The organism is Vibrio sp. 05-20-BW147 (assembly GCF_013369385.1).
Classification (GTDB): domain Bacteria; phylum Pseudomonadota; class Gammaproteobacteria; order Enterobacterales; family Vibrionaceae; genus Vibrio; species Vibrio floridensis.
The window spans coordinates 192,721-209,784 of record NZ_SZTO01000005.1; the positions used below are offsets into that span (position 1 = coordinate 192,721).

The 17,064-nt window shown below is 47.9% G+C and carries 9 protein-coding genes; 1 reads left to right on the top strand and 8 read right to left on the bottom strand.

Features of this window, described 5'->3' with window-relative positions; translation table 11 throughout:
- Positions 1-15 precede the first annotated feature (15 nt).
- The 4 genes from FC652_RS06140 to FC652_RS06155 all read right to left on the bottom strand — a co-directional run bounded on the left by FC652_RS06140 (position 16) and on the right by FC652_RS06155 (position 6,438).
- Positions 16-615: a response regulator transcription factor gene (locus FC652_RS06140; RefSeq protein WP_176297904.1), complete on the bottom strand. Its 600-nt coding sequence runs from the start codon at positions 613-615 to the stop codon at positions 16-18.
- Position 616: 1 nt separating this feature from the next.
- Positions 617-1,777 carry an EAL domain-containing protein gene (locus FC652_RS06145; protein ID WP_176297905.1) on the bottom strand — a complete coding sequence of 387 codons (1,161 nt, stop codon included), beginning with the start codon at positions 1,775-1,777 and terminating at the stop codon, positions 617-619.
- Positions 1,770-5,423 carry a transporter substrate-binding domain-containing protein gene (locus tag FC652_RS06150; RefSeq protein ID WP_176297906.1) on the bottom strand — a complete coding sequence of 1,218 codons (3,654 nt, stop codon included), beginning with the start codon at positions 5,421-5,423 and terminating at the stop codon, positions 1,770-1,772. Before FC652_RS06150 ends, FC652_RS06145 begins: the two co-directional genes overlap by 8 nt.
- A gap of 343 nt (positions 5,424-5,766) precedes the next feature.
- Positions 5,767-6,438 carry a tRNA (adenine(22)-N(1))-methyltransferase TrmK gene (locus FC652_RS06155; protein WP_176297907.1) on the bottom strand — a complete coding sequence of 224 codons (672 nt, stop codon included), beginning with the start codon at positions 6,436-6,438 and terminating at the stop codon, positions 5,767-5,769.
- 447 nt (positions 6,439-6,885) lie between these two features.
- On the opposite strand from FC652_RS06155, the gene FC652_RS06160 reads away from it, so the two are divergent.
- Complete coding sequence (locus tag FC652_RS06160; RefSeq protein ID WP_176297908.1) at positions 6,886-8,085, top strand: type III PLP-dependent enzyme; 1,200 nt, start codon at positions 6,886-6,888, stop codon at positions 8,083-8,085.
- An 80-nt stretch (positions 8,086-8,165) separates the two neighbouring features.
- Here the strand turns inward: FC652_RS06160 and pulA are convergent, their stop codons facing one another.
- The 4 genes from pulA to FC652_RS06180 all read right to left on the bottom strand — a co-directional run bounded on the left by pulA (position 8,166) and on the right by FC652_RS06180 (position 17,031).
- Positions 8,166-11,780 (bottom strand): pullulanase-type alpha-1,6-glucosidase, encoded by a 3,615-nt coding sequence (gene pulA / locus FC652_RS06165; protein ID WP_176297909.1) that lies wholly within the window; start codon positions 11,778-11,780, stop codon positions 8,166-8,168.
- Positions 11,781-12,227: 447 nt separating this feature from the next.
- Positions 12,228-13,511 carry a hypothetical protein gene (locus FC652_RS06170; protein WP_176297910.1) on the bottom strand — a complete coding sequence of 428 codons (1,284 nt, stop codon included), beginning with the start codon at positions 13,509-13,511 and terminating at the stop codon, positions 12,228-12,230.
- Positions 13,505-15,649, bottom strand: coding sequence for a TonB-dependent receptor (locus tag FC652_RS06175; RefSeq protein WP_176297911.1), 2,145 nt, complete (start codon positions 15,647-15,649; stop codon positions 13,505-13,507). Before FC652_RS06175 ends, FC652_RS06170 begins: the two co-directional genes overlap by 7 nt.
- Entirely contained in the window at positions 15,586-17,031 is a 1,446-nt protein-coding gene (locus FC652_RS06180; RefSeq protein WP_176297912.1) for a hypothetical protein, read from the bottom strand. Before FC652_RS06180 ends, FC652_RS06175 begins: the two co-directional genes overlap by 64 nt.
- Between the last annotated feature and the right edge of the window lie 33 nt (positions 17,032-17,064).

Genomic DNA, 17,064 nt, shown 5'->3' on the forward strand with positions numbered 1-17,064 from the left:
TGGTCATTGTTATTTTTATAGTGAAACGAGTTTTGCTAAATCAACGATGTTTTCGACGTTGAATTTATTCAGCAGTCGTCGTTTGTAGGTGCTAATGGTTTTATCGCTGATCGACAAAATATTGGCTATTTCACGGTTGGTTTTGCCTTTTAAAAGGTAATTCATTACGGCCGCTTCTCGGTCTGAAAGTTCTGGTTGAGCTTGATTGACCGTAGAACTTGGCTTGAATTTGAAAAAGGTGTAGCCGTTGATCACCGCGTCGATAGCGTCTTTCAAAATGCTTTGATCTTCGGATTTGCACACATAACCATCCGCGCCTAAGCGAAAGGCTATCTCGCTAAACAGCTGGCTGGTTTCTGCGGAAAAGAAGATCACTTTGCCTTTATAACCGTGGGATTTGATGCGTCTTAAGAAGTCAAATCCATCACAGTCAGAGAGATTAACGTCCAATAAGATGAGGTTTATTTGCTCTTGTTTGATTAAGGCCATCGCAGACTTCATCGAGCCCGCAGTGCTGACACTCTCCACATGGCAAAACCGCTCAATTAACGTCTTGATAGCGAAACAGACCATTGGGTGATCATCAAAGATCAGGCAGTTGACTTTATTTATCATGCTATGCGCTCAATATATTGATTGCCTCAATCGGCATCGGTTTGTTAAAGAGATAACCTTGGCAAACGTCGATATTGTATTTTTTCAACATGTTCCAAGTGGATTGTTTTTCAACGCCTTCGGCGACGATTTTTAAATTTAAACTTTTCGCCAGTCCGCAAATGGAATTGACAATTTTCTGCTTTTTGCTGTCTATTTCCATTTCGGAGACAAACGAGCGATCGATTTTCAGTTCGTTAAAAGGCAGCAGGGAAAGTTTCTCGAGAGACGAGTGCCCTGTTCCAAAATCGTCAATAGAGACATTGACGCCGTTGAGGCGCAGTTTTGCTAAGTTTTTATACAGTGCCACGCTGTTGCTAAACGACGTGTTTTCCGTAATTTCAATGGTAAAAACGCTTGGTTCTACCCGATTTTCTAGGCACTTAGCGATAAAACGCTCGCTGAAGTTGCCATCTTCGATGTTGATTTGATCCGCATTGATTGAGATACGCTGGCCTTGGTTGATGTGCCTTGCGTCGCGAATGGCGTTATCCGTGACAATATCAAACAGCTCATGTGAGAGATTGCATCGCTCAACGATGGGCAAAAAGTGCGCCGGAGAGAGCATGCCGTAGATAGGGTGCAACCATCTTGCCAGGGCTTCATAACCAACCACGTCACCAGTGCGGCAATCCACTAACGGTTGGTAGTAGTTTTTTACGCGGCCATTGGCCAAATCGAACAAGAACTCTTGATCGCTCACATCGATTCTTCGACGCAATTTTCGCGCAGGCTTTAGGGCCTTGGCGGCGTTGTCCAGTAATTGCTGAATGTCGCTATTGGAGTAAGGCTTGCTAATCTTGCCTAACACTTGAAACGAAAAGTTTTCACACATGGCAGAAACGGCAGAAATAATCGGGCGGTCCAGCGCACTGATCAACGCGACATTGCCTGTGTATTTCTGTTCATTCAGTGAGATCAACAAGTCAATGCCATCGCTGTGTGGCATGTCTAAATCACAGAAGACGAAATCGTAGTGATCATCAGACAAGGTGCTCAAGGCACTCGCCACGGTTTGCTCGGTGGCAACACGGGTATTGGGTATTTTCGCCAGTTGTTGTTTCATCAAAGTCAGATGGATCGGATGATCATCAACAACCAATATTTTCAAATCATTACGCATAGCTTTCCATCCACATGATTGTTCGGTTAATTTCCGCATCCAGCTCAGAGATCACTTTCTCTACCAACGCGGGTTTGTGCGCCATGTCCACCGATTCAGCGTCTTCACAGAGGGCGACAATGTGCTGAATGCCCAGCGCGCCACACGCGCCTTTTACCTTGTGCACTGCCGCTCTCATTTGGTGGCCACTCTCCGCTTGTTTCAGTTGCGTTAAGTCTTTGGCCATTTCGACAATGAAGACTTTCGCCACTTCTTGGGCGTCGTTTTCGGAGAACTTATCGAGCCAGTTTTCTCGAGCCTTTGGTTTGGCGAGGTAGCGCGCCAATAATGCGCCGAGTTGTTTCAGGTCATAGGGTTTATACAAAATTTCATTGATGCCACTTTGCATCGATTTCTCATTGGCGATTCTCGAGTCTTCAGCGGTCACGCCGACAACCGGCAGCGTGGCAAAGCGCTCGTTCGCACGTAATGTTTTCACTAACTCATAGCCATCCATTTCTGGCATATGGAAGTCGGTCAGTAACAGGGCAACATCGTTGTGCTGCTTGATGTAGTCCAGCGCTTCGACACCGTTGTTGACCACAATGGGTGTGAGCCCCAACTCGGCAAATTGCATTTTGACAATGTGCTGGTTGATCTTGTTGTCCTCCGCCACGAGCACCTTGCCTGCCAGTGCGTCCATCGGGATTTCCTCGATGTGGCGCTCTTGCTCTGTACTGGTCATCTTTAATAAGCAATCCAATAACGCATCTGGGTATTGCGTGCATTCCAGTGCGCTGTTTCTCTGACAGCCACTTGGCTGGCAACTGAGCGTGTTGCATTCACCGCTTAGCCCCTTGTTTACGCTTGGGTTAGCGTCGTTTTTGACCAGCCCCCAGCATTGACACCAATCCTGAATGACCGTAGGTAATTGTGACGAATAGCTTAAGGCGTTCAGCTCAGGATAAGCGCCTTCACACGGGGTCAATGGCAGTTCAATGTCAACTTGAGTCCCGACATTCAACGCACTATGCAACGCGATGTGACCACCCATTTGCTTCAACAGTTGTTCAACAATGGCCAATCCCAATCCTGTCCCGCCAAATTGTCTGGTGATGGAGTCATCAGCTTGAACAAAGGGCTTGAAGATATTGGCCAGTTGCTCTTGCGTCATACCAATACCAGTGTCTTTGATGGTCAGAAGTAATCGCTCTTTGACCACTTGCGCTGTCAGCGTAATGTCTCCTTGTTCAGTAAACTTGATGGCATTGGAAATCAAATTACTGACGATCTGGTTAAATCTGAGATCATCAATCATCGCCCACCTCAATGAGAACGGAATGATGTTCACCGTGTAGTCCAGCCCTTTGCTGTTGGCTTTGGCTTCAAACCCGCGCAAGGTTTGGCTCAACAGACGCAACAGTTCATTTTTAGCTGGATGAATTTGCAACTCGCCCGCTTCCAGTTTTGAGTAATCAAGTACCTCATCCACCAACAGATTGAGGTGGTTTAGCGACTGCTTGGCTCGTAACACCAGCTCTTTGTCTCGCTCACTGGTGGAGTGGATTGCCACTAAATCGAGCAAGCCATAAGTCGCGGCGAGTGGCGTTCTCAATTCATGGCTCATGGTTGCCAAGAATCGCTCGCGTGCTTTAACGGCACTTTGTGCTTCATGCTGAGCGGCGATCAGTGCGGCCTCGCGCTCTTTTTGCGCCGTCACATCTTGCAATACGGTTAAAACGAACTGCTTGCTATGATCTAAAGAGCGAATGGCTTTGCGCTCACGATAAATGTGCTCGATTTGCAAATCACAGTTAACGGTCTGGCTGTACTCTTTGATTCGTTTACCGCTCAGGACTTGCTGCACTTCCTCGAAATCACCAACGAGTGAGATTTGCGTTGCGGCGTTCTTAATTTGGCAATTCGTGCAGTTGCCTTTGAGATACTCAGAGCAGTTGCTAAGAACCAGTTGTCCCTTATCATCATGAATAAAAACTTTGTTATTCAGTTCTTGAATGATTTGGGTTAACCACTGTTTCTCTTTCTCTTCATTGTCGGCGTTAATTTCCGCTAAGCTCACTTTGAGCTTCATATTGCTAATCACGAAATAAATAATGATCGCAACAATGATTAATAAAACCGATATGATAATGGCGGAAAAAATAACTTTTTCTGAGTCGTAGCCATACGTGAGATTAAAGTCTCGATAGCTTTTGTTTATTTTCTCGATTTCTTTACTATCGATGGTGTCGATTATGCTATCGAGCAGTTTCTTTAACTTAACGTCATGGTTAGACACCGAAAATGCGATAGAAAAATGTTTTTCTTGAGATTTATCGACCTTCAGATGCCCTTTATTAAACTGAGATAGAAGGCTGTAAAGCACATCATCAGACATATATGCCGATTGAATTTTTCCGTCTTCCAAGTCCTTCATCAGTTTTTTAATGTCAGAATATTCTTTGACGTTTTCATTGCTCCAAGCGTTGATATGGATCAGCCCTTGCTTTTGTAAACTGAGCAAAATGCCAGAGATCGGTTTGCTATTATCGCTGGCTTTAGCTGAAGCCAACTCCACTTTGTGAAACTTTATCTGCATAAAGGGCTTAGTGAGGAGCCAATTAGGTGACTCCACACGATCAATGTAGGCAACAGGAATAATATTGGCATTGAACGTAGCTAGTTCTTGATTGTATTCAAATATAGGGCTCTTATATTCAAAATCTAAACCAGAACGTGACTGGATCAAATCGAGAAAATCGGCTAATAACCCTCTTTGTTCACCATTGTCTGATATTTCAAAAAATGGGTAGGCGTTATTGCTGGTGCTGAATGTGATGACATCATCGTCATGATGCTCCCTGCGATATTCAGAGAGAAGCCTGTCATTAAGATGGTAAAGATTATTCGATGCAACCGAGCGAATATTCTTGCCTTTCACTTCCCATTCTAAAACTTTATCAATACTCTCCATTAATGCGACGTTGTTTTTCGCGGTAATAAAACTGATCTCTTCTGGTTCTATCCAATCGGGTATTTCAACTGCGCCACGTACAACATCATGCTTGTCGAGATATTCGTTAATCGTGACAAATGACGAGATAAACGCATTCGCTTGCCCTTTATTCATGATCGCAATGGCGTCAGTAAAATTCAGAGCATAATGAATGTTTTTGATGCCTTTGATTCTTAAATATTCGCAGTAAGAAGTGCCTTTCACACATGTCCAATTGAGCGTGCTAAATGGCCTTGTTTGATAAAAACTTTCTTTGAACCAAATGGAAACACTGCTTTTAAATAGAGGCTTAGAAAAGAGAAAACGGTTCATCCTTTCTGGTGTTTTTGCAAAACCTACTGTGCCATCAATTACACCGGTTTCAACGTCATGCAGCAGCTCAACGACGTTTGAATAATGTTTCAGTTGAATATTGATGTTGAGAATTTTGGCGATATTTCTTAGGTATTCAACATTGACGCCCCAATAAACGCCCAACGATTCACTATCCAGTGATGGGTTGATCGATTTTGAGGTGATGCCGATCACTATTGTTGATGGAGGATTCGTTTCTTGTTCAGAGTTTTCTTCTTGTGGCAGTGCATTACCCGAAAATAACAGTCCGGATAGTAAAATTAGAAATGAAACGAATCTAATGTGGGCGTTCAACATCTTATATTCCTCAAATATGGAATATAAGATTAAAATTATGTGAGAATTTGTCAAATTTTGGGATTTTAATAAATCTACATAAATTGTTGAATTTTAAAAATAAATTTTGATTTTGTAAGAATGTTCCTACAGAGGAATCGGTATAGGATTACAAATGGAGATAGGTGAGGATTATATTAATTTGAATTTTATTTACGTTTAATGAACATGGGAAAGTCGGCGAAAGAAAATAATGAAAGTGCGTGTATATGTCAATGTTGTTCAAAATACACGTTTGCGAATTTGAAGAATACCAAACGAGTTGAGTAATGGCGTTTCAACGTCGTTTGGTATGCCAAACCGCTTAGTCGGCGAACTGGATTTGTTGGTAGTGCTCAATGATCTTTTCAATGGCTTCACCCTGCCCAATTTTTATACGTTGATAGTGCGCCACGGTTTTCTTTTGATAGCGTATTGCGGTCGCTTTGTCGGCATTTTGCCAAAGTTGCTGACCGACGGGGCTCACGCGCTGCGGGAGATGTTCAGAATTGCTGATGTGTAGTAGCTCATAGAACCTGCGGTTCTCTTCGATAAGGGTCTCAGACAATAAGCGAAAATCCATCTCTCTTAGTGCTTGGCGCAACATATAGAGGTGATGAACCGGGCAGAGTAAGAAATCCAGTGGCTGGTCTGGATGTTTGGCTCGCAATTGCGTAACCAGTTCAAGGGTGAGATCGCCCCCCACACCGGCAATAATGATCAAATGCTTACCAGGGTATTGCTCAAGGGGCAGCGAGGCAACATCGATACAGTGAGTCACCCCATTTGAGTGATTGGTACGAGCCATTTGTTGGACAGACAGCGAGACGTTATCGATCAACTCCGGCACGATGTCGACGAAATGAACGGTTCGCTGCGGGTATTTTTCCATCAAGGCTAAGCCAAGATAGCCGTGGTCACAGCAACAATCCCAAATATGGTGGTAATCGTCTTTTACCATGTCTAACAATGCTTGGATGCGTCGGCTGAGTTTCACGGAAGTCTCCGAACCAATGAGAGGAATGCGGGGGCGGATTGTAGAATGATTTTTAACGGGTGGCGAGGTTCTCTGAGTTATGTCTATCGACGAAGACTCAATAGAGAGTGATGAATTTTGAATGACTATTCGGATAACGGTGTTTTCCTGCAAAATATTGCTTTTTTATTCATATTGGCTTGCATAACAAATCATGGTCATTACAACAAAAAATCGTTGCCGTTCTCGGGACATTTTTTATTGCACTGAGAAAAAGATGACCTTACTATCGCATCGCTTCTTGATGATAGCCAATCCGAGTACATCACAGCTGTTTATGTGGCAAGGCGATAGAGCAACTATCCAAGAGTGACTTTGACGGCGCACCTGCGCTTTTATTGACGCTCCACTTTTCATACCCACTCATCTCTTATGTATGAAAAGTGCCCATTACTTTGGAGGTTTGCGATGGCACATTCACATTCTATTTTTGATATTCATTCATTAGCGTCACCTGTGTTAAACGCAGAAGAAATCCATTTGATCGAAGCATCGGTTGAGCAATTTGGTGCACCACTCTTGCTATTGGACTGCGATGTGATTCGTCAGCAGTACCGCGCTTTGAAAAACGCGTTGCCAAACGTGACGCTGCACTACGCATTAAAACCGCTGCCACACCCAGTGGTGGTGCGTACTTTGTTAGCAGAAGGAGCGAGTTTCGACCTTGCTACCACTGGTGAAGTGGAGTTGGTTGCCTCTGAAGGCGTGCCAGCAGAACTCACGATTCATACTCACCCAATCAAGCGCGATGCCGACATTCGTGATGCACTGGCATACGGCTGCAACGTGTTTGTGGTGGATAACTTGAATGAGCTAGAGAAATTCAAAGCGTATCGTGATGACGTCGAGTTATTGGTGCGTTTGAGCTTCCGTAACTCTGAAGCGTTTGCCGATTTGTCGAAGAAGTTTGGTTGTTCAGCAGAGCAGGCATTGGTGATCATCGAAACCGCGAAAGAGTGGAATATTCGCATCAAAGGTTTGTCGTTCCATGTGGGCTCACAAACCACTAACCCAAACAAGTATGTTGAAGCGATCCACACTTGCCGACATGTGATGGAACAAGTGGTTGAACGCGGTTTGCCAGCGTTGAGCACGCTTGATATTGGTGGTGGCTTCCCGGTGAACTACACCCAACAAGTGATGCCGATTGATCAGTTCTGCGCGCCAATTAATGAAGCGCTAAGCTTACTACCTGAAACCGTTCACGTTTTGGCAGAACCGGGTCGCTTTATTTGTGCCCCAGCGGTGACCAGTGTGGCTTCAGTGATGGGGCAAGCCGAGCGTGAAGGGCAAATCTGGTACTACTTGGATGACGGTATTTATGGCTCGTTCAGTGGTTTGATGTTTGACGATGCGCGTTATCCGCTCACCACCATCAAACAAGGTGGCGAGCTGATCCCAAGCGTGCTTTCTGGCCCAACGTGCGACAGTGTGGATGTGATTGCAGAGAACATTTTGCTGCCGAAGTTGAACAACGGTGACTTGGTGATTGGCCGCACTATGGGCGCGTACACCAGTGCAACCGCGACCGATTTTAACTTCTTTAAACGCGCTCAAACCATCGCATTGAACGAACATGTCGCGGTGAGCGAACGTTTGATTGGTTAAGCACTCGCTAACTTGAACAAAAAAGGGGGAAGCCATTTGGCTTCCCCCTTTGTTTATATCCTGTTATTGATGAACAAGGATTAACGCAGTTTTTCAAACACGGCAACAGACCACGCAGGGACGGAGAGGGCTCCGTTTGTCACGGTTGCCACACTGGTTTGGTTCTCCGCTAGAGATGCATTGCCTGCATTGATCGCACTGGTTTGCAGGGCATGGAGCGTGTAACCCGCTGCATCAAACTTGGCAAAGTCACTAACCATGGTTGGCGCTGCGTTCACCACAATCACCACGCCATCACGCGTTGCATCAATGGTGGCATCGTGGTTATCACCACTGTTATCGATGCTCATCACGATGAGGCCAGGTCTTTGCTCTGCGCCTGTGTTGTGGAACTTCACGCGTTTGACGATCTGCTCCCCTTTACCTAGGGTAAACAGGCCAGAAGAAGCGCGTAGGGCTGCCAACTCGTTGAAGAACGTGTCCATGTTATCGATATCAGTCGTATTTGGCCTTGCATGATCGTCTGCCATTTCTAAGACGCTATCGATGATTGCCCAGTTGCTGCCGTCTTTGTCTTCGCGTGGCAGGCCAACATTCCAGTTGTTGTCTTGCTTAGTGAAGTCAACGCGGTTGTACCAATCACCAGAGTCATACGAGTCGCGCTGCATCGATTTAGAACGCAGTAGCTCACTACCCATATGGATAAATGGCACGCCTTGACCTAGCATTGCGGTAGACAAACCGACCGCTTGCATACGTGTGCGCTCTGCGGATGTCGCGGTGTAAGCAATCTTGTACTGGTTGTTGTCCCACAGGGTTTGGTTGTCATGTTTGGAGACGTAGTTCTGGATTTCCCAGGCATGGTCTGCGTAACCCGCGGGTTGGCCGTTGTAATCCAACTCGGCACCGGTGATCGCATTGCCTTTGCTATCGATGAATGGGAAGGCTTTTAAGTTGCCCGCCATGCCCAAGCGAGTGAGATCAGCAAGGTGCAGCGCGGTTGCCATCAGCTCGGCGTTTTGCTGGTTCTTATCATTCACTTGAACGTAGATGCCGTTACCAAAACCTTGGTTTGAGCGAAGCGAATCTTGGCTGTCGAATGGGCCACCGCCGCGCACCGCGTCACGAAGACGATCCGAGAACGAACCAATGCCCGTGCCCGCAAGGTTCAGCTGGGTCGCTTGTTGGAACATGCGATCGTTACCCACTTCACCGAAGTTCCAACCTTCACCGTAGAAGTAGACATTTGGATCCACGGCTTGGGCGGCAGTCAAGGTTTGCTGTATTTGCGCCAGTGGGTGGTGGCCCATCAAATCCCAGCGGAACGCATCGATCTTGTACTCTTTCACCCAAGTGGTAATGGAGTCATCAATCAGCTTGGCAAACATTTGGTTTTCCGGAGCCGTGTTAGAACAACAGGTCGATTGCTCCACTGCACCTGAAAACTCGTTCAGGCGTTGGTAGTACCAAGGTACAATGCGATCCAACACCGATTTGGACGATACCCCTGATTCGTTAGTGTGGTTGTAGACCACATCCATCACCACGTTCATGCCGATCTCATTTTTCACCGACATCACCATCTCACGGAACTCTTTGATTCTCACCATACCTTCAGCATCCGATGCGTAAGAACCTTCAGGCACCGTGTAGTGGAACGGATCGTAACCCCAGTTAAACGAGTCTAGATTGCGCACATGGCTGTTTAGACGTTGCACCAATGGGTTATCTTTATCATCGATTTTAGCCAGTGTTTCAAACACTGTACTGAGCGTTTCATTGCTGTCGCAGTAGCTGCCGAAATCGGCATCGTCTTTCACGCTCGCATCCAGTTCACACAACTTCGCAAAGGGCTGATTGATGTTCGCCACTTTGGTTGGGTCTTCATTGATGGTTGCAATATCAAAGGTTGGCAGCAGGTGTAAGTGCGTGACGCCCGATTGAGCCAGTTTTTTCAGATGCTCGACAGGATATGTGCCTGATTGAGTAAACGCTTTGTACTTACCACGATTGGCTTCGGCCGTTGAGCCATCCAGTGCCGAGAAGTCACGAATGTGCGCTTCATACAAGACAAACTCGGCAGGGTTCGCTTGGTTGTGCGGTGCGGCAAGTGCGTCCCATCCAGACGGCTTGAGCTCCGCGTTGGCCAAATTCACCACTTGGCTGTATTCCGAGTTCATCGAGAGGCTCAAGGAGTATGGGTCGGTCACTTGGTACGTTTCGACCTTGTCTGTGGCCGGGTGGTAAACCGTCACTTCGTAGCGGTAGAAATCACCGTGTTTGAGTGTGGTGTTTTCTGCTATCCAGGCACCGCTGGTGGCATCAAATGTCATTGCGAGGGCGGTTTGCGCTTGCTTTTCAGCATTGTACGGGACCAGCTTGACGCTCTGCGCTGTTGGTGCCCAAAGGCGGAATGTGGTGGTGTTGTCTGGGTTGATCACCGCGCCATAACTGAGCTTGGTCGCAGCCGCGGCGTAGAGTGCATCTAATGCGCTGGCGGGTTGTACTTCGGTCGCTTTAATAACGCCTGTCGCATCGCTTGCCACCAAGATCAATTGACCTTTCAGCAGATCTTTCAGCGCGTTACCTTCGCCACTAAAGTCCATTTCAAAACCGATAAAATCGTTGCTCAGATGTGGCTTGGTTTTGTTCCAATCGCTGCTCGCCGCTTTGCTGGAACTGATTTGTTTGGTTGCGCCAGTGACTTTTTTGCTAGCGCTATCGAAGGCCAGTTCACCGCTTTCTGAGTAGTAGAGTGTAACGCTGGTAGCGTCTTTGGCGTTGACCAGAATTACGCTGTCATCGGCAAAAATCGCGCTCGCGCCTGACAGTTCAACTTGTGCCACAGGCTTTTGTGCTAAGGCGGTGTAGTACACCTTGTTGGTGCCTTTAAATACAAATGCGACATTGCCAATCGCGGTGGTTTTATCAAACTCGAACTTAAGGTCTGAAGTTTGGTAGCCATCGGGTTTGTTGTTTGGAATGATGTTGATGCAACCCTCTGCGCCTTTCACTGGCAGATCCCAATACGGTCCGTACACATCACTAAAGCCGGTGGGCTCCATACCAGGCCAATCTCTGTTGTTACCATTAAACGCGCCACAGGTGTCGTTGTTCCAAACGTGTAAGGTGAAGTGCCCTTCATCGCCATCTGGCGTGTTCATGTAAACGCGTGCCGTGTTGGCCGGGATGTCAGAGGTGGAGATCAGCTCTGGGTAAACCGCAGCGACACCTTGCTGGGTGTAGACGGCGTTATTTTTGCCTGTTTGGGTCAGATCGAGTTTGGCATCGAAGTTACCAAGGGGTTTATCGTTGCCAACGCGAGGAATAAAGTTGATGCACTGGGTCGCTTCGCTGCGCACTTGCAGATCCCAGTAGGCACCAAACTTATCGTCCACACCAGTGGGTTTAATACCCGTGTTCCAATCATCATGGCCTTCGTCGGTTTCGGCGTAGCCACCACAGGTTTCATTGTTCCAAACGTATAACGTTGCGTTGTCATAACCGCTGCTCTCCGCAGCAGGAGTGACCGTTTCGCTGGCTTTGAAATAGACACGTGCCATTTTTTTAGGCTCTGAGCGGGGTGGGGTGTTTTCACCGTCGTTCGAGGCATTGCAACCAATGAGTAACGAGGTTGCCATGATGGGCATGATGGCTTTCGCCAGCAGAGATAAATTGAAAGGTTGTTTGTTCACGTTTTATATCCATATGCGTAATGATAATAAGCTCGGATATGCTATGAATTTCGTTTGCCTGCAAAATGTGAGAGAGCGCAGCAAAGATTTTTGTTATTGATAAATAAAGCAATGTAGGTATGGCGATCACGAATGGTAGAAGGAAGCCGTGTGAAATGACGCACACATTTAGGGCGTAGGAGGGGGGATGAAAAGTCTGTTTTGTGATCGAGCCACGCTGGAAAAACCGTCGCAAGAGAAAAAGCCGTTGTCACTCAATGTGCTGACGTTCACGTTTTCAACGATAGTTAATTTTTATCGGAAATTAACGAACAGTGGATGATGGATAAGCGAGCTAGCAGCAAACGTATAAAAACAGTGGAAATACATTGGCTTTACGAGTGCAAAAGGAGGCTGCATGCCAGCCGATGAACGACTGGCAGTTTTTGGTGTCAACGAGGGTGCTGGTTATCCACGTGATGGGCGGCGTCGCCAAACCGCTATGATGCCTAAGAACCATAACCAGTGCATTGCTAGGCTACCCGCCGATGAGCCCGCGTGTTGTTCGCGAGCGACATCACCCAAGGTATTTTCCGCAAGGGCAAGCGTGAGTTGCGGTTGGCCACTGGCATTTGGTTGCAGCCAAGCATCGTCACTGTTGAGTAACAGCGTGATGGTGCGGTCATCATCGCGACGAATTCGACTTGCGGGAATACGTTGATACTGATGGTTGGCATTTGGCTGATAGGCGTACAGCAATAGCTTTTGTGGCAAATGGGCAGAAAAACGCAAACGAAGGGATTGCTGCTGAAATTCGCTGGTGGCAGGCGAGAACGTCAGCGCGAGATTTCCCCATGGGTAGTCCAAACCGGGTTGGCCCAAGGTGGAGTCGAGCTCAATAAAATCATCACTGTTGTCTGGGTTCGACACGGGTTTTAGCATCGAGCCAATTTGAGCGTTGTGGAGGGTAAAGTGCGGATAACCATCAACGGATAAGCGTTGTTGGTTGAGCGTTGTCAGCCCGGAGGCTAGGTGTGGATTGTGAGCATCGCTGCCGGGTTCTAAGGCATCGATAACGGAGTCACCATCGCTATCGAGCGGTGTGGAAAGGTTGCCCGCGAGTTCTTGCCAATCGCTGATGCCATCGTTATCGCTGTCGAGGGCGTTGGGGTCGAGCCCAAGTTGGAGCGCGATATGATCCTCAATGCCATCGTGGTTGCTGTCTTGTCCTGAAGCCACAATAAAACCGGCCAAATCCGGTTCAATCACCAAAGGAAATACATTGGGAATTTGCGTGCCCACAATGCCGTCGGGCCCATTTTCTTCCCAATCGATCGCTTTTACCATGAGCTTTGCGCCCTCTTGGGTCACCGCAAAACGCGTCGAGGTGTTGGCCATGGGGTTACCCAAACCTGGGTGGTAGATCTGCAGTGCGTAATGCAGCGTTAAGGTGCCATCGGTATTCCGAGTGAAGTGGAGAACATCACTCTTTGCATCTTGGTTATTGAGATCGTGCAGTGCGTAGTTAAAGCCAACCGATAAAGTGGTGCCAGACACCACGGCGGTATCGTTGTCAAAATCCCATTGCCAATTGGCGTGAGTGACGCCATAGCCGAGAATGTTCCCCAGTGGCGCGGCACGCATGGTGATTTGATATTGGCCTTGGTAAAGGCCGGTGTGTGGGATCTCTGCTTGCACTGAAAGAGCGGTGAATATGCCCAAACCAATGAGTAATGCGCAACGTTTTACCATGTGTAGCTCGCTCCTATCATGGCGTTGATTCCTGGGCCCGGAATGAATGTGGGCAAATCTGACGCCCCCAATCCACGAATGGCATAAGCGGTTTGATAGTCGGTGTTGGTCAAGTTATTGATCTCCAAAAACAGTGACAAGTCGTGGTTTGGCTCGTAACCCAGTTTGAAGCCCAGCAGGAAATAAGGGTCTTGGCGGTTGGCTTGGCTATTGGCGTGGTCGGTGTAGGTTTTGCTTGGCTGCCAAGTGAAATTGGGGGTGACGCGCCATTGCTGGGATGGGCGATAATCCCATTCTCCTTGAATCAAATGGACAGGAATGCCAGCAATTTGATTGCCCTGATAGAGCCCGTCTGCAAAATAGAAATGGCTCCAGTTGTAAATGAGCCGGCTTGCCAACGCATCGCCTTCAAATAGCAGCGAATCGCTGTGGTGGACCAACGCCGCTTCGATACCGTGATGAATGGTTTCGCCTTGGTAATTGATGGTTTTGCCATTCACCGCAAAATCGCCTACCACTGAGATCAGTTCATCTTGCACCCAAGAGTAATACCAAGCGAGATCCCACTGCAGGGTTTGCTGTTGCCAAGAACCGCCGATTTCTAGGGTGGTGGCGGTTTGTAATTGCAGATCATTGATATAAACGTGGTTGTTGAGGGGATCGGTTGGGTTGGCGGAAACGGTGGCCAATTGCCAAAAGTTGGGCGCTTCGGAGCTGCCACTGAGATTGGCAAATACGCGTTTATTGCTGTCCCATTGATACACCACACCCAGCTTGGGGTTGAACACTTGATAGTCAAAGTCGCTGTCTAAAATGCCTTCACTCATCAAGTCGGTGATGGTGCGTTGATTGTGCACCCACTGAACCGCAGCGATGGTCGAGAATCCGGACCACAGCTCGTAGCGCAGTTGCCCACCAATGGTGAGGTTTTGTGCTTGCAGATCTAGGCGAGCAAAAGGGCTGAGCAAATCGCCGCTGACAGGATGCACCGAGGCAAACTCTCGCGGCATTTCACCGTGGTTGAACTGAGCAAAGACGAGCAACTGACGATTGAGGTAATCATTGGACGACCAATCCCATCCACTGGATAGATCGATCCCGACATTTTTATGCTCGCTGTTGGCTTGGGTTAACGGGTTGCGAAATTGATCATCGAGATGTTCATAGTATAAGCCGAGCTGCGTTTCATGTTGTTCTCCTTGCCACACGGTTTGGTTGGCGAGGCGTTGCTGCTCTGTGGTCCGAAATGGCTTGCGGCGCGGAATGTTCAGCAGGGTGTCCATTGGCTGATTGCCTTGCCCCATCACTTGCTGAGGATCCGCAAGGGCGCGATCTTTCGGCAGCAGAAAAGGGATCTCAAAATGGTTCTCTACCCAAGTAAAATAGGTGCGGTTGTGCCATGTTTCCCCTTGGTAACCCACATTGACGTTGACAGAATCACGTTTGGCCGCGCTGTTGGGACGATAGCCTTCACGTTGGCTGTGAGCAATGCTCAATAGGCTGTCCCACTGTTGGCTTTGATTGGCCAATGTGGCCCCTGCTTTGAACGCGCCGAAAGAGCCGCCTTCCAGTTGCAATTGATTCGGTTGGTTTTGGCCATTTTTGCTGTGGAAGTTGATCGCGCCACCGAGAGTGGTTGCGCCATAGCGTAAGGCATTGGCGCCGCGATAAACGGAGATCAAACTGGCTTGTTCAGGGTCGATCAGGCCGATGACAAAGGATCCATCCGCTTGGTTGAGTGCCAATCCATCATAGAGCAACTGAATGCCACGGTTGACCGGATTGTCTTGTAAGCCAGAGCCACGGATATTAATGCGTGGCTGATCATTACCACCAAAAAACTCTTGAACGATGATGCCTGCCTGCTGATTGAGCACCTTGGCTAAGGACGATTGACTGCCCGCGAGCGCGTTGGTGTCAATCAAATTGGTGCCACCTGGAATTTGGCTCAGTTGCTCTTGCAACACGACCTTGTCGATGGATTCATCACCGTGACCTTGAATGATGACCGTGTCATTCACCGCAAAGCAAAAGGGGCTCACTAAAGCGAGCCCATAAATCATACCCGATTGTTTCATCGTGACTGTCGCTTCCAGCTTGTGAGTGGACGACGTAATGATGCCAAGCCCAATAGCCATAGTGACCACATGCCCATGCTGCCACCTGAGCTGCTGCTTGCAGCGGTGTCTGGTTTGTCGCCTTCACTCTTCACTTGTGGTGCGGTGAAAATGAGGTTTGCCTGAAAAATCGGATTAAAGTCGGGATTTTGCAATTTCAGTGAAATCTGACCATTGTCCGGGCTCGCCCAGCTCAGTTTGACAAACTCTTGAGTCCATCCACCGATGTCAAAATCGGTTTTTCTCACCACTTGATAGATTTCTAACCCTGCGGGGAGTTGAGTCAATGTAAGGTTGAGCTCAACGTGATCCGATTCGAGCATTTTTTCTGGGGTGCCGATGTTAAAGGCTAACATGCCATAACCATAATCGAGGGTTTGTAGTTCGGCATTTTTACTCGGTGGCAACTCGCCAACTAAGGTGTGCATAGGTGGCAGCGAAGTATCAAGCTTGCCTACACGAGTGTGGGTGATCGGGATTGGTGTGGGATTGGATAAGTCAAGGCGTAAACCATTTTCCAATTTCACTCCACTGACTAACATCGAGTTATTTGCCGCATCGCCCGCTTCATGGGCATCGGACAATCCGTCAAAATCAGAGTCTTTGGCTCGTAGGAACACGGGGATTTCCACAATGTCATCTAAGTGGTCACCATCGGTGTCTCCAGAAATAGGATCTAAACCGAGTAATTTGGCCACCGTATCAGTGATACCGTCATTGTTGCTGTCGGTTTTAGGGTCGAAACGCATGCCTTTGGCGTTATATTCAACCTGAACAATCGCAGGGAAGACCCCTTCAATGCGCGTTCCCGGAACCTGATCAGGTTCGATACCCTCTTCAACATCGGCGGTGCTGATGGTCAAAGTGCCATTCTCTTGTTGTTGGATGCGCAGGTAAGATTGCGTAAGGCCAATAGGGTAGTTGGCGACGCCTTCAACGGGAAACGGAGGCTGCACGTATTTCTTCTGTGCGTACTCTATTTTATATAAGCCAGTGACACTGTCGTACTCAAAGGGGAATGTAATTTCAGTGAGATCATCAATCACAACGGTTTGATCCGCTCTGCGGTTTTCAATTTCTGCGGCATTGAAGGCTTGGAAAGGCACATACAGCATGCCCATGGCCAAGAGAGTGCTGCCGGAGATGGTGACCGTCTGTTGGTCGAAATCCCACACCCAGATGCCATCTGTAATGCTGTTGCCTAAAATTTTGTATTTATTGCCTTGATACTCGCCATCGAGCGAGCGTTCAGGCCATGGCATATTGTTGATGCCATTGTCTCGGTGGGCATTCATGGTCAGAGAATAATGGCCAGCATAGGTGCCAGAAAGAGCAGCGGAAAATGCCGAAGTCGAAATGACTAGGCTGGCTGCGAGAGTCGATGCAAGTGCGCACTTTTTCATGGGGTATCCTTTTAATATCGGTGGCCAAACGGC